The organism is Coleofasciculus sp. F4-SAH-05 (assembly GCF_040222985.1).
GTDB lineage: Bacteria > Cyanobacteriota > Cyanobacteriia > Cyanobacteriales > Coleofasciculaceae > Coleofasciculus > Coleofasciculus chthonoplastes.
On sequence record NZ_JAVKBY010000166.1, the window covers coordinates 1 to 14618 of the forward strand.

The window sequence follows — 14618 nt, forward strand, 5'->3', positions numbered from 1 at the left end:
CCTATCGTGTGAACTACGTCGTAAAGTAGAGACGCGCCATGGCGCGTCTCTACTTCCAACCTAGTTTATAAGGGTTTGGTACAGGGCTACTAAAAGCCTACTCCATAGTCGGTACTCCGACTTGGTGTAGGTAGTTTACTATACGAATTGTCCCCTGTTGTTAGTCCACACACCAGATTGAGTGTCAGCTCCCCGACTTCTTGAAGAAGTCGGGGAGCTCATGGGCGGAGGGTAGACAGCCAATGCTAAGAATTTTTATTGCTTTCTCGGCTAGCTGTCTGGATATACAGAATCAACAAAAAAACTGTGGGAACCAGCACAAACAGAAGACTGGCAACGAACCCTAACTCATTAACTTGCATTGAAATAGTGCCTCTACAATTGGTTGTGAACCGCTATTCTTAGAATATCATTGGCTTCTGCCAATCGTGCAGCTTGAGAGCAAATATTAATCAGCTACATTACTTCCCCTGCTCCTAGACGCTTCTGTCATCACGTCTGTGTATTGCTTCCCCTGTTCTTCCTGCTCCTCGCCGCTTCAGGGCTTAGTTTTCACGCTGACTGGTCCATTGACCAAGGCTTGGCAGGCTAATCGGTAACTCTCCGGTTTTTTCTTGAGTTTACGCTGTTCTACCTCAGTTCGAGGTGAGAGATTTTCCATCCCTTCGACAACCTCGACAACGCAGGTGCCACATTGACCATAGCCTCCACAGTTCATCAACTTTCCTTTCAAGGTATACAGGTCAATCTTGTTTTGCAGGGCTTTCTCCCGTAAGTTCGCTCCATCTGCTGCAATAACTTCCTGGTCTTCCTTGACAAATTTGATATTAGCCATCTAGTTCTCCGCTACGTCACTCCTGATATATCCTAGAAGAATTTGCACTCAGGATACTTAATCCTCTGATTCACATCGACTTGACCTTTTTCTAGGCTAACGAATTCTCATGATAGTCGTGGGGTAAAATGGTGTAAGTTGTCGGACACAATGAAAGTGAAGCATGGGGACAAGGGAACAGAGAACACCTCGGCTTCGCTCGGTGTGTAACAGGGAACAGGGAACAGTTAGGATTTGACGCTTGTTATACTGTTAGCGGTCACAAACTGAGCTTTTGTCATGCAGAGCTTAGTGAAGTACAGCGTAATATAGTCGTGAGATTCTTCACTCCGCTATCGCTCCGTTCAGAATGACAAATTTGACCGTGCGAAGTATAACCTTGCGTAGTACACCTCTTTCCCAATCGCCAATGTTATCGACGGTTCAAGGCGGCGTTGTAAATTTTTTCGTTGGCTTTAACCGACTTGATCAAGTCTACAACCGGATGGGGATAATCTACACCCAGTCTCACCCCAAACTGTTGTTGTTCGGCTGGGGTTAATGTCCAGGGTTGGTGTACTTTAGCGGCGGGTAAGGAGTCCAGTTCTGGGAGCCAATGTTTGACATAGTGACCTTGAGGGTCATAATCTTTCGCCTGTTTTTGAATATTGAAATAACGAAACCCACGAGCATCATTCCCAACTCCCGCCGTATAATTCCAGTTGCCCCAATTGCTACAAACATCGTAGTCAATTAGCAGGGATTCAAACCACTCAGCGCCGATTTGCCAGTTAATTCCTAGGTTTTTGGTGAGAAAACTAGCAACATTTTGTCGTCCCCGATTGGACATAAATCCAGTGGCGGCAAGTTCCCGCATATTGGCGTCAATTAAGGAAAAACCTGTCTTTCCTTGCTGCCAAAGGGTAAAGCGATCCCAGTCTTCTTTCCAAGGAATAGGGATACCTTGCAACCCCGATTGGCGAAAGATTCGGTTTCCATGCTTGGCACAAATAAATCGGAAAAAGTCTCGCCAAATTAGCTCAAACACCAACCAATAGGTTGAATCATTTTTGACTCGTTCCTGTTCATATTGCTGAACCTGTTCATAAATAAAACGTGGCGATAAGCACCCCAAGGCGAGCCAGGGCGAAAATTTAGAGGAGTAATCGGCTCCTAACATACCATTGCGGGTTTGTTTGTAAACTTTGAGACGGTCTTTTTTCCATAAATAATCTTTGAGTCTGGCTAATCCGGCGGTTTCTCCCCCTTTGAATGGTAACACCGCCCGTTCGTCAAAGATAGGGGGTTCTAGTTCAAAATCAGCGAGTTGAGGCAATTCACCCACTTCTACAGAGGGGAGAGACGGTAAATGTTTGGGAGTGGGAAAGGTGGGATAAATTGTGGATTTTTTCTCGACTTGCTTACGAAAATTGGTAAAGAGTTCGGGAAGTTTTGATAGATTTAAGTGTAAATCGTCGGGATGGTAGAGGGTACTTCCCCAGAAGGTTTGTACGGTGATGCCAATCTCAGATAAGGCTTGTTTGAGTGCAGTTTCTACGGCGACTTCTTCGGCGGTAACTTCTTGGTGAAAGTAAACCTCAGTGATACCAAGTTCTTTTGCCAAAATGGGAATCATCTGCTCAGGTAAACCCCGGCGCACCAGTAAATCACTGCCACGCGATCGCACAGTCTCTCGCAAATCGGCTACACTCTCCACCAGGAATTGGGCGCGGAATGCCCCGGTTTTGGGGAATCCAAAGGATGTCGTCTGGAATAGGCGATCGTCAAAGCAGTAGAGGGGAATCACCTGCGCCTTTGTCTGCAGCGCCTGATGTAGGGGTTCGTGATCATGCAAGCGCAAGTCATTGCGATACCAGAGGAGAATGCGTTTTTCACTCACAGCAGTTGATGGAACGTGTAATTGTCCTTTATTCAGATTACCCGAAATCTAACTCTGGCTCTGAGTAACCTCCTTTTTGCTATGGCGATTAAAATCGCAGCTACACAAACTAAGTCCGCCTACGCGGACTAAACTATAAGATAAATGGTATAAGAATAAGTCAATAATCTTTGAGCGCAAGCCTAGATCCCCTACAATTTCACTCAAGTTTATCCAGCATCCAAGTGGGTCCAAGATCCTTTAACTGATACCCATGAGGATAACTTTTCAATTGACTCTCTGTAAAGAAATCTGACCTTCTTCTCGGTAAAAGCCAGCGCTGCCAGTATCCCCGCAACTTGAGACTATTTTGGGCAACAGTTACCATAAATCTAGAAGGCTTAGCAAAACCAAATGCCGCTAGCATTCGCTCATCGAATAAACTATACATAGCTGGTTTCAGCAGAGGATGACTCAAAGCCGGAAACCAGCTTAGGAATAAACTAATCGTTGATTCTCCGACAGTACGATTACTATCAGAATAAACAAAATTTTCTTGTTCGTACTTCTGGTTATAGTGGGCAAATTCCTCATAAGTCGAGGGGATATCTCGAATCTGCATCCTCTCCCCTACCGCTTGCCAAAAATAAAATATCGCTAGCTTTTCCTGTTCACAAAATAACCGCCACCCAAAGCGTTCATTCCAGCGAATTGGCTCATAGATAAAGGTTGAAAGCACATAGAGAAAATCGTCATTGCTAATCGGATAATGCCCATGAATCGCATTCATCCTCCGAATCGAGGCTGCACCCCGTTCACTGTCGTAACCCCATTGGAGAATCTCGGCAATCAGTAAACCTGTATCATCGTAACGCTTTTGAGTATGGTGATGAAATTCTCCGGTGTTATTAAGCAGTCGAGAAATACTGGAAACGCAGAACGTTTTCAGTATGGCTAATTCCAACGCACGGGTGATATCCCACGGAAATTCGTAGCCAGCGACGAGGCGACAAATTAGGCTATGGTCAGTAATGGGGTTGAGTTGCTGAATATACTGAAGACGTTGGTTGCGATTCCAAATATTCATAACCTTTTATCGCCCCCATTCAAAAATAGCCGCACCCCAGGTTAATCCCGCCCCAAAACCGGAACTGGCAATAATATCACCGGGTTGAATTTTTTGCGATCGCACGGCTTCATCTAAAATTAAGGGAATCGAAGCCGCAGATGTATTCCCATACTGACTCAGATTACTCAACACCTTATGGCTGGGAATCTTCAACCGTCGAGCCACTGCATCCAGAATCCGTTGATTGGCTTGGTGCAATAGCAGCCAGTCTACATCATCTGCGGTGAGATTTGCCTGAAATAGCGCCTTCTCAATTACTTCTGGCACCTTTTGCACGGCAAATCGATAGACTTCTTTGCCGTTCATGGTAATCGAGGCAAAATTCCCTTGTCCGACCTCAATTTCCTTGACAAGTTGCTGGAATTGTGGTATGTAAGCCAACTTTAAACAATTATTTTGAGTGCCATCACTGCGAATTTGGAATCCCAACAAGCGATCGCGCTCATTTGCCTGCAACACCACAGCCCCCGCACCATCTCCAAATAACACACAGGTGCCGCGATCGGACCAATCCACCCAGCGAGACAACATATCCGCACCAATTAATAGAATAGTCTGATAAACTCCCGTCCGGATAAACTGAGCCGCCGTGACTAAGCCAAACACAAAGCCAGAACAAGCCGCCGTGAGGTCAAACGCCACCGCATTAGATGCGCCGAGTAACGCCTGAACTTGACTCGCCGTACCAAACAGATCATCCGGTGTAGACGTTGCCAAGATAATCAGCTGTACCTGATCCGGCTCAACTCCCGCCATCGCGATCGCCCGCTTCCCCGCTTGGGCTGCTAACCCACTCAAACTGGCTTTAGCGTCAGCTAGACACCGTTGACGAATGCCTGTGCGGGTGGTGATCCACTCATCTGATGTCTCAACTATCTGGCTGAGTTGATGGTTATCCAAAACAACATCGGGTGTCGCCGAACCACTCCCGGTAATCGCAATCCCTGTGCCTAGTTGATTCAAAATGATTCTCCATCAAAGAAACTGCCAATTCACTTTCTGCTGCGTAGACTGGCTATCCGTCACCAAATGACTGCGTTGTCCACAGTTACCCAGTGTTAGGTGGATAGCACCACCCTAACCTGTCGCATCCTCTGATGGCTCATTGGTCACATCTAACGGTTCACTACCCATATTCCGGGTTACCGATTGTTTCGCCGCTTTGATCTGAGTAGACTGAATACGCTCCAGCACCTGATTATCAATCGCTTCTTTTGCCAAGCGAATCGCATTAAAAATAGACGGTGCCTGAGAACTACCATGGCTAATAATACAGACTCCATCCACTCCCAAGAGCAACCCACCCCCATGTTCAGCATGATCGATACGCTGCTTAATCCGCTTCAGATTCGGCTTGAGAATCGCCGTTCCCAGTTGACCATGTAAGCCTTGGGGCAATTCCTCCCGCAGAATTTGTAAGACGATTTCTCCCACCGCTTCGGCAAACTTGAGTAAGATGTTGCCGACAAAGCCATCACAGACAATCACATCAAACTGCCCTGAGAGTACATCTCTCCCTTCAGCATTACCCAGAAAGGCAACTCTGGGATTGTCCTGTAGCAGTTGATGAGTCCGAATTGCTAAATCATTCCCCTTACAGTCTTCTTCACCAATATTGAGCAACCCGACTTTGGGTTCGGGAATTCCCAGCACGTATTGGCTGTATACCGTCCCCATCACCGCAAATTGCTCCAGATATTTGGGACGACAATCCACATTTGCACCCACATCTAGAATAATCACTGGCTTTCCAGCAATTAGAGTGGGGAACACAGCACCAATCGCTGGGCGATCAATGCCCTTGAGCCGTCCCAAACGCAGTAATGCTGCTGCCATAGCGGCGCCAGAATGACCTGCCGACACCACAGCTTGTGCCTGCTTGGTTTTAACTAAATCCATCGCCACGTTGATTGACGCCTTGGGTTTGCGCTTAATCGCCACCAAGGCTTCCTCTTCCATGGAAATTACGTCTTCCGCCGGGGCTATTTCTAGCTGGCAAAGACTGCTGTGTTCTTTCAGGGACGCTTCAATAACTTGAGGATCGCCAACCAATATAACCTCTACGCCCAACTCTGCTTGGGCTCGGATAGCTCCAGCCACAATTTCTGAGGGAGCGTGATCCCCTCCCATCGCGTCGATTGCGATCCGTTCGCGAGATGCCATTGCACAAAGAGATAGAAACCTTAAAGATTTTAACAGAAGCCGTTACTTGACATCCTCCCCCGGCTGTAACTGACCCGGAGTGGGATAGATGCGGAAACTGTATCTTGCCTTCATGTCATCATAGTAGACTACTATTCATCCTACTCTAGTAGGAGGCTTCATCCTGAGAAAAAAACCCTTGAAGAAACCTTTTCATCGGTGCCATCCAATTCGTACAATAAAGCACCGTGGAGGAGAAACGGTAATGTTACAACGAATTGGTGCTGGATTGATTGCTTCATCGATAGCCGCGTTATTGGTCAAGATTGTGGGGATGCAGGCTGCCACGTTGGATTGGAATCAGGTTGAGACTGTCCAATCCCTGTCCTGGCAAGACACTGCCTTGTTTACTTTGCCCAAGCCTGACCCGAACGCTGAAGCCACGATTAATCAATATCTCCAAGACCTAAAAAATAAGGGTTCACTCCCAGACAATCAAGGCATCTGGATACAATCCGGGCTGAATGTTCTAGCAGAACATCAGGGTAAAATTCCTCGCCCTGCGGCTTCATTGACCAAGATTGCTACCACATTGGTCACGTTAAGTCAATGGAGACCCGATCATGAATTTGAAACCCAAGTGGGGGCGACAGGTGATATCCGGGATGGTGTATTAGAGGGAGATTTGGTGATTAAAGGCGGAGGTGATCCGCTTTTTGTGTGGGAGGAAGCGATCGGGCTGGGGAACAGTCTTAATCGGCTTGGGATTCGCCGCGTCAATGGCAATTTAGTCATTGTAGGCAAGTTTCATCTCAACTACGAAGAAAATCCGACGCGATCGGGGGAGCTACTAAGGATAGGATTAAATGGCAAAACCTGGTCTCGTTCTGTTATCCGTCACCATGGCAGAATGTCTCCGGGAACCCCCAAACCTGAACTGGTGATCAGTGGTCAAGTCAAAACAGTAAAAATTCCACCTGATAACACCAGGATACTATTACGTCACCAATCCCTACCCTTGGCGGAAATCCTCCGAGAAATGAATATCTACAGTAACAATGGCATGGCTCAGATTTTAGCCGATGCCGTTGGTGGGGCTGAGGTAGTTGCCAAAGAAGCCGCTACGTTAGCGAATGTACCGGAAGCCGAAATTCAACTGATTAATGGATCAGGGTTAGGAACAGAAAACCAAATCTCTCCCCGTGCGGCTACCGCGATGCTAATCGCCCTGGAAAAATTATTAACACCCCATAACTTAGGTGTAATTGATGTATTCCCCCTAGCTGGGCGAGATAAAAACGGGACAATCTATGCTCGCAACCTGCCAGAGGGAACCGCAATGAAAACCGGAACCCTACGCCAGGTGAGTGCTTTGGCTGGGGTAATGCCTACGCGAGAGCGCGATCGGGTTTGGTTTGCGATTATTAATGGGGGCAATAACATCTGGGAATTTCGTCAACAGCAAGACCAACTGTTGGACAAGCTTACCCAAAATTGGGGTAATCAACCCAGCCTCAATCCGAAAACCGCTCTCTCTCGTTCCAAACTTGGTGATCCCAAGCGCAATAAAGTTGTTGCCAATTAAGAGCAATGGCACTGAAAATTTGCCCTGTTGGAGCGCTAACACCCTTGAACAGTAGGTGGACACAATAAAAGCTAGCGGTGGAGTTCGTCATTTGTTTATGTCCGTTTTCCCTGAAGGGGTTATCGACCAAAAGTTACACCGTGGACTTATACCAAGACAGAATTACTTATGGGTAGATTTGTCTAGGTTTTTAGAAGCGGTGACAGACGGTATATTCGTTTCAGTAATTCTGGATGGATTAGTGCGATTCGAGCAAGGTTTGAGGTAGAGTCTGGGTAGAACAATATTGCTCTACAATTAAAACGAGTTATCCCTTATGGGCTTTTATTGATGACCACTACAGCCGTTTCCAGATATGTCACTCGCAATCCAGAGATTTTAAGCGGTGAACCCATTATCACCGGGACTCGCATATCGGTACGAGTCATCGTCGGCTTATGGCGATTGGGGACTCCTCCTGAAGAAATTCCGACACAGTATCCTCAGCTTACCCTGGCTCAAGTTTTTGATGCCCTGAGTTTTTATTTGGATAACCAGGCTGAAATCAATGAGTATATTGAGCAAAACCACGTCCCTGATAACTTGATTCATCCCGCAGTTCGCCAAGCGTTGAAAGCGGAATGAAAATCTTTGCGTCACTCTACACTGATGAGGATATTGCTAATTTGGTTGCCACTCTTCTAAGAGCTAGAGGTCTGGATGTCCTCACAACGATTGAGGCTGAGATGACAGGTTACTCTGATGAGGAACAATTAGCTTATGCTGCTTCAGAGGAGCGATGTCTATTGACCCATAATCGAGTGGATTATGAAAGATTACACCTGAGCTACATCAAAACAGGACAAAAGCATTCGGGTATTATTGTAACACCTCAAAATAATGCTTATGAGATTGCTCACTGACAGCCGATGAAGTTTTTAACCAGGTTTTGTATGTGTAGTTTCTTTTTTTTATTCAGTTTTTAAGTAACGTTGTCTGCCTTTATATTGAAGTGATTGATAAAATCAGCTAGTTCATCTATAATGTTAATTTAGTGTCTTTTACTAGGGATGTTATTATTACTATTATATCTGTTGCGACCTATTTAGGACTGCTATAGATCATTATTCATCATTGAGATAACTTTATGTCAACCGATGCGCCCACTATTCTCGCCCTCGACTTTGATGGCGTTATCTGTGATGGACTGCTGGAATATTTCCAAACCGCTTGGCGTACCTACTGCAAAATTTGGCAACCGGAAAACACAACACCCCCGCCAGACATCGCTGACAAATTTTACCGCTTGCGCCCTGTGATTGAAACGGGGTGGGAAATGCCTGTTTTAGTTCGAGTTTTAGTGTTAGGTGTTTCAGAAACCCAGATTTTACAAGATTGGTCAACTGTTTTACATCAATGTATTGACTCCGAAAAAGTGCAGCCACAAAACTTGGGTCAACAGTTGGATCAAATTCGTGATGAATGGATTACGAGTGATTTAGAGAGTTGGTTAGCACTGCACCGCTTTTATCCTGGAGTTATTCAGCGCCTACAGAGTATATTAGAAACGCCAACGCCCTTATTTATTGTCACCACTAAAGAAGGGCGTTTTGCCAAGCAATTATTACAACAACAAGGTATCGAACTATCAGAGGATAGAATTATCGGCAAAGAAATTAAACGTCCCAAACACCAAACACTACGACAACTTATACAAGACTTTACAGATGAATCTGCAAGTCTCTGGTTTGTCGAAGATCGGTTAAATACCCTACTATCAGTAGCACAACAATCAGACTTAGCTCAGGTGAGACTGTATTTAGCAGATTGGGGCTATAACACAGCAGCGCACCGAGACGAGGTTCGCCATCATCCAAGAATTCAGTTATTGTCTCTGTCCGAGTTTAGTCAGGATTTCTCAGCTTGGTCTTAATCTGCTTAAAAAGCTAGGAGAAATTTTATTTTTTTCTAAGTATGAACAGTTGCTCCGGCTATGATTCAAACCTATATCCAAATAACTCTATATCTTGAGCAAATACTCGTCCAACAATATTCTTGGTTTCTTCATCATAAAATTGAGAATAATGCATCTCTAATGGTTTTGCTTTTTGCAAACATAAATGACCGAGGCTAGGACAATCTAAACGTTGTGAAATAGTTTTAATATCTGTTTCTCTACTTTCGTATTTACCAACAAAATCAACAATAATTTTATCATTTTTGTCTAAGATATATTCTGCTAATCCATAATAATAAAAAGGCAGTGAATGTAGCGATTTGGCACGTTTATATCGTGGACTATTAAATTGAAGAATATAATCTCTGAAACTTACTTCGTCAGGTAAATTGCCTCTTTTTTTTCTATAAAGGTAGAACGAAACCATCCTGTCCCAAGGATTCATAACCAAAGTAAAAGTAAAAATTTCATATTTTTTCTCCTAAAATCCGCTTCATTTCAATAGCAGTCAAATGGTCTTTGAAAGGTGATTTTTTAATAGGATAGTTTTTTTCTATTAAATATTGTTTCCCATATACTTTTCCGTATACATGGGTGAGTTCAATTTTGATACTACTTGATGATGTTCTCGGTATATCAACAAACCAAAATCCATTCTTTTTCAGTTGATAGATTGCTTGATGAAGTTCAATCTTATTATAAATTTTGTGAATCATAGCCTGAATTTAAAATTAAAATACACTATACTATCTATTGTGAAGTTAGCAATTAGCTATCTTAATGAGCCAATAATTTTTTAATTTTGTACTTTATATATTGACCATCAAATTTATGTTGATTCTTCTTCAAATACTCAGGCAAGACTATTTTTTTACCCCACAAGGTTATAGGCAATTCACCAAATATCATTCTTCTGTCTGAAATTTCATAATTTTGGGGAATTTCAAATCTATGTTTTTGAAAACTAAGAGTACAATTTAAAGTTAATTTTCCGGCAATTGTGCTTTCACCAAAACTGACCATGTTATTTTCTTTTATGACATAAAGTTTTTGATTGTTGGGAATTTTTACTTGTCTGTGAAAATCATCCATTTCTTTGGGAAAAAACGGTCTATCTGGGAAGGTAGCAAAAAGGGTTTTCAAAACTTTTGCTCTAACAAATTGATGACAAAAAATTTGTTCATAGTTTTTTCGTTCTAGAAATACTTCCCCATCTGGGCTATAAATCTTACTATCAAGTTTTAGATTTTGATTATTGGCTAAAGGAAATCCTCGGCAAAAACATATACCACTTATACTCAAATCTTGTATATTCTTAATCCATAGGTATAATTTAATTACTTTTTCTGGTTTTATTTGAATCAAGTATTTATCATCTATACACCAGTAAATCCATTCTTCATCAGGTATATTCTCTAGTAAACTTAACACAGTTTTCTTGATTAAGCTGACTTTTTTAGTTCCTTTATCTGTTTTTATAGGGTAAAATAGTTTCTCTGATTCTGTTTCAATTAACTCAACTTTTTTCCCATACTTCTCATGTAAATTATGAGCATATTTTCCATAGGGAACTATAAAAACAAAAGGATTGTTATACCAAAATTTTTGGTAAGTGTGTATCATATGATCCACAATAAACATGTTTTTGTCGCAAGTTAATACTATTGCTTTCATGATTCTTTATTCCCAAAAATTGAGCAGGTTTATATGCCATTCAATTTCAATCTACGGCATTAGTAGCAATTAAGTCAAGGAAATGTAATTTTGAAAAAATTATCACTTGTCATCAAATAAATAACAAAATCAATACTTCTTCATAAAAGTACTCTAGACTACTAAAGAATATAAAATTTGTGATATTGACATAGCAACGAAAGTTATTGTTATCATTTGTAAGGTTATTAAAAAAATCAAAAATATTGCCAACTTTTATAGATGCAGGAATGTAATCCCATGCTCGATCTCACGAAACTCGCGAAACAAATCCCTGGAATTAGCCAGCATCTGAAAGGGGAGGCGCTGGCAAGTCGCCACCGCTGGGAACTGGCGCAAAAGCTGCTGCTGGAGACTAATCGCCGACAAGATGAGTTAATTCAATCCCACCAGCAATGGCGCGATCGCATAAACTTCACAGCGGCTGTTCCCGTCGAACCTCTGGATACTCGCCTTGATCTGGACTCCCCGCCCGAAAGCCACACGATTTTTGCCACCGATGGGTCTCAAATGTCCCCCTCCCATCACGAAATCGCCTATTGTTATTTAATTAATGTCGGTCGGGTGATGTTGCACTATGGGCAGAGTTTACACCCCCTATTGGATAGCTTACCCGAAGTCTTTTACCGACCCGAAGATTTATACATATCTCGCCAATGGGGGATTCGTACCGAAGAATGGATGGGGTATCGTCGCACTGTGTCTGAGGTATCGGTATTGGCAGAAATGGCGTGTCGTTGGGTCAATCCGCCCGGTTCTCACTTTGATATTCCCAATCTGGCGATGGTGGATGGATCTCTGATTTACTGGTTTCTGGAGTCCTTACCCACAGAAGCCCGCGATCGCATCCTACCCCCGATTCTCGCCGCTTGGGATCAATTGCGATCGGTGAATGTGCCGCTGATGGGCTATTTGAGTGCGTCTCGCAGCAATGAAGCCCTGCATTTTCTTCGGTTACAAGCCTGTCCTTATGACACCCCCAACTGTCTCAACCATTGCGCCCCTGTTACCGAGAAATTGCCTTGTCAGGTGGTTGAACCCTTACGTGATACGATGCTCTGGTCGAGTTTACTTGAACCCGGACAACGTAGTCCTTTATTTCGCAGTTCGGTGCGAATTTTGGATCTATACGATCATCACCGGATTTACTTCTGCTATGTTCACGTTGGTACAGAAATTGCCCGCGTCGAGGTTCCAGAATGGGTAGCACAGGATACTATGTTATTCAATCAAGCCCTAAGTTTAATGTTGGCACAAGTTTACAAAGGCTATGGCTATCCCATTGCTATAGCAGAAGCCCATAATCAGGCTGTGGTTCGAGGCGGCGATCGCGTCCGCTTTTTTACCCTATTAGAACAGCAAATGATTCGCGCTGGGTTACAAAATGTGGGAACATCCTACAAAGAAGCCCGCAAGCGTGGCAGTATTTCTTAAACAGGGAGGGAGAGAATAGTTTTGACCCTTCACGACGAGGGTATGGCGCATGACCCTTCGCTTCGCTCAAGGAAACCTGGCGCGTGTGTAGGGGCGGGTTTCACTATTAAAGTTTCTTGCCTCACCCAGATGCGACTAAACCCGCCCCGATCAAGTGTTAAGAGCGAGAATAATTTTAAAAATGAAAAATTACAATTAAAGGAACTATCAAACTATGGTTAGCTTAGTCCGAATCTTGTCTACCCAAGATACAATTCTTAAACAAGAACCCATTCAATCCAGTTTACTGCCAAGCTATAAACTCCAGCCGATTCCTGCCAGCACATTATTAGTTCTACAATCCTACGCGCCCCCCGATCTTACCCGACATATTCGGATCAGTTTCCAGGATATTGGGTTTCAGGGTAGAAGTTTAAATTGGTATGCGTTTATTGATCATGTTCAAATCACCAAAGAACCCCTGAGACCAACAGAAACGGTGGCGCAGATGCTCTCGAAGCAAATAGAAAAAGATGTTGTAAAAATGATGGTTTACCGACAAACCTTGCCACCTGAAGGGGGATTACTCAAAATTGTATTTAACGTGGATACTGTAATTAAGCGTGCCCCTGTTCAATCGATGTATCTCAGTCCAAATGCTATGCAACCGATTCCCGCAGGTACTGAACTGGTGCTACTAACCAATAAACCTGATGCCTATAATATGGTATCGTTGCCAATTGAAGATTCTCACATAAAATTTACCCTAAAGGACGTTGAATTTAAAGGTTTCAATCAAGATTGGTATGCCTTTGTCAAACATGCTGGGTTGCAATTAGTGGGTTAATCTTGGACAATAACCCAGGTAGAGAAGTTTATTTTGCTCTCCCGTACATAAGGTGATAAATTTTCCTTATGTTTGGGGCGATTGGCTTGATTTGAAGAAAACCTAGCTTAATCGCTTGATCAGTTGGGTTTCCTTGGTCAACCCAACCTACAAGCATTACACCCTGGGACTTTGGTTTAATTCATAAAATGACCAATGACAACTAAGCCTGACTACTTTCAATCGCCCAACGCGCCAATTCAGTACGGTTATGTAATCCGGTTTTGCCCAGCATATTAGACACATGGCTTTCAATCGTGCGCTGGCTTACATTAAGCTCCTTGGCAATTTCCCGATTTGCCAACCCGCGTGCGACAAACTGTACAACCTTCAGTTCCGTTGGTGTCAATTCCACATTTGCAGGAACCTTAAGGTTAGATGGTGGCTCTCCTCCAGGCGTTTGAGGGCGAGTGCTTAAGCGGCTAGCTTGTCTCAGAGACGATTCAACTTGAGCAACCAATTCTTCTGGCTCAAAGGGTTTGACCATGTAAACATCAGCGCCAGTGTTGAGTCCCTTCACCCGATCATTGCTTTGTCCCTTAGCCGAGAGAAATAGGACAGGAACCCAGTTCATGCGCGGATCTTGGCGAACATACTCAACCAGGGCATAGCCATCCATCTCTGGCATCATCACATCACAAATGATCATATCAGGAATGTTTTGAGCGAGAACGTCCATCGCCTCTCGACCATTTTCTGCCGTGATTACGTCATACCCGCGAAACTCGAGGTAGTCCTTAACGAGCAAAATCAGATTAGGGTCATCATCAATCAGCAGCAGTCGCTTGTTAGTTCTGACACCGTTGTCTTTCATACGTTGATACTGGTCATTCGGAAGGTTAGATAAACTACCCAGACCTGCTAAGAGCTGAGGTCTGGGTTTTTAGTAGCCCGCTCAGTCATCAAACAAGCTAAGACTTCGGCGTGAGCGCTCAGTCGAACGCTGAACAGACTTAATAGTTCGGCTTAGCTTGCACGATAACCCCGTGCCTCCAGGCTGGTTTATAGACAGCCCCACAAGTGCAATATTATTGGCTCCATTGAAATCAGCATCTCCACACCATCCACAATGCCCACACCTGAAAGTCTTGCCACTTGGCGTAAGACTTTCGCTCTACATT

Annotated in this window: 16 protein-coding genes and 1 pseudogene; 7 read left to right on the top strand and 10 right to left on the bottom strand. The window is 43.8% G+C overall.

All coding sequences use genetic code 11. The features are described from left to right. Positions 1-245: 245 nt before the first annotated feature. From psbM to plsX, 6 genes are all read right to left on the bottom strand, one after another. A complete protein-coding gene (gene psbM / locus RIG27_RS20275) occupies positions 246-362 on the bottom strand; it encodes a photosystem II reaction center protein PsbM (RefSeq protein ID WP_006101355.1) in 117 nt (38 codons plus the stop codon). A gap of 176 nt (positions 363-538) precedes the next feature. Continuing rightward, complete coding sequence (locus RIG27_RS20280; protein WP_446348125.1) at positions 539-835, bottom strand: 2Fe-2S iron-sulfur cluster-binding protein; 297 nt, start codon at positions 833-835, stop codon at positions 539-541. A gap of 412 nt (positions 836-1247) precedes the next feature. Then, the gene (locus tag RIG27_RS20285; RefSeq protein ID WP_446348127.1) at positions 1248-2714 is read right to left on the bottom strand and encodes a DASH family cryptochrome; all 1467 of its coding nucleotides are present in this window, start codon (positions 2712-2714) and stop codon (positions 1248-1250) included. Positions 2715-2913: 199 nt separating this feature from the next. Beyond that, the gene (locus tag RIG27_RS20290) at positions 2914-3780 is read right to left on the bottom strand and encodes an oxygenase MpaB family protein (protein ID WP_446348129.1); all 867 of its coding nucleotides are present in this window, start codon (positions 3778-3780) and stop codon (positions 2914-2916) included. 6 nt (positions 3781-3786) lie between these two features. Continuing rightward, positions 3787-4785: a beta-ketoacyl-ACP synthase III gene (locus tag RIG27_RS20295; protein WP_446348131.1), complete on the bottom strand. Its 999-nt coding sequence runs from the start codon at positions 4783-4785 to the stop codon at positions 3787-3789. Positions 4786-4899: 114 nt separating this feature from the next. Then, a complete protein-coding gene (gene plsX, locus RIG27_RS20300; RefSeq protein ID WP_446348133.1) occupies positions 4900-5985 on the bottom strand; it encodes a phosphate acyltransferase PlsX in 1086 nt (361 codons plus the stop codon). Positions 5986-6229: 244 nt separating this feature from the next. Between plsX and RIG27_RS20305 the strand changes: the two genes are divergently transcribed. The 5 genes and pseudogenes from RIG27_RS20305 (at position 6230) to RIG27_RS20325 (ending at position 9461) form a co-directional block, all read left to right on the top strand. Next, on the top strand, positions 6230-7549 hold the full coding sequence (locus tag RIG27_RS20305; protein WP_446348135.1) for a D-alanyl-D-alanine carboxypeptidase: 1320 nt from the start codon (positions 6230-6232) through the stop codon (positions 7547-7549). Positions 7550-7604: 55 nt separating this feature from the next. Continuing rightward, positions 7605-7817, top strand: coding sequence for a hypothetical protein (locus RIG27_RS20310; protein ID WP_446348137.1), 213 nt, complete (start codon positions 7605-7607; stop codon positions 7815-7817). Between the two features lie 62 nt (positions 7818-7879). After that, entirely contained in the window at positions 7880-8173 is a 294-nt protein-coding gene (locus tag RIG27_RS20315) for a DUF433 domain-containing protein (RefSeq protein ID WP_446348139.1), read from the top strand. Beyond that, positions 8170-8489 (top strand): annotated as a pseudogene (locus RIG27_RS20320) (DUF5615 family PIN-like protein). Before RIG27_RS20315 ends, RIG27_RS20320 begins: the two are co-directional and overlap by 4 nt. 186 nt (positions 8490-8675) lie before the next feature. Then, complete coding sequence (locus RIG27_RS20325) at positions 8676-9461, top strand: HAD family hydrolase (protein ID WP_446348141.1); 786 nt, start codon at positions 8676-8678, stop codon at positions 9459-9461. Positions 9462-9519: 58 nt separating this feature from the next. Here RIG27_RS20325 and RIG27_RS20330 read toward each other — a convergent pair whose 3' ends face one another. From RIG27_RS20330 to RIG27_RS20340, 3 genes are all read right to left on the bottom strand, one after another. Further along, positions 9520-9951 carry a sulfotransferase family 2 domain-containing protein gene (locus RIG27_RS20330; protein ID WP_446348153.1) on the bottom strand — a complete coding sequence of 144 codons (432 nt, stop codon included), beginning with the start codon at positions 9949-9951 and terminating at the stop codon, positions 9520-9522. Position 9952: 1 nt separating this feature from the next. Further along, positions 9953-10201: a hypothetical protein gene (locus tag RIG27_RS20335; RefSeq protein ID WP_446348143.1), complete on the bottom strand. Its 249-nt coding sequence runs from the start codon at positions 10199-10201 to the stop codon at positions 9953-9955. Between the two features lie 61 nt (positions 10202-10262). Further along, on the bottom strand, positions 10263-11159 hold the full coding sequence (locus tag RIG27_RS20340) for a hypothetical protein (RefSeq protein ID WP_446348145.1): 897 nt from the start codon (positions 11157-11159) through the stop codon (positions 10263-10265). Between the two features lie 279 nt (positions 11160-11438). On the opposite strand from RIG27_RS20340, the gene RIG27_RS20345 reads away from it, so the two are divergent. Beyond that, positions 11439-12632, top strand: a complete 1194-nt coding sequence (locus RIG27_RS20345) for a DNA double-strand break repair nuclease NurA (protein ID WP_446348147.1) — start codon at positions 11439-11441, stop codon at positions 12630-12632. Between the two features lie 214 nt (positions 12633-12846). Continuing rightward, complete coding sequence (locus tag RIG27_RS20350) at positions 12847-13458, top strand: hypothetical protein (protein ID WP_446348149.1); 612 nt, start codon at positions 12847-12849, stop codon at positions 13456-13458. Positions 13459-13660: 202 nt separating this feature from the next. Here the strand turns inward: RIG27_RS20350 and RIG27_RS20355 are convergent, their stop codons facing one another. Further along, complete coding sequence (locus tag RIG27_RS20355; RefSeq protein ID WP_446348151.1) at positions 13661-14311, bottom strand: response regulator transcription factor; 651 nt, start codon at positions 14309-14311, stop codon at positions 13661-13663. Between the last annotated feature and the right edge of the window lie 307 nt (positions 14312-14618).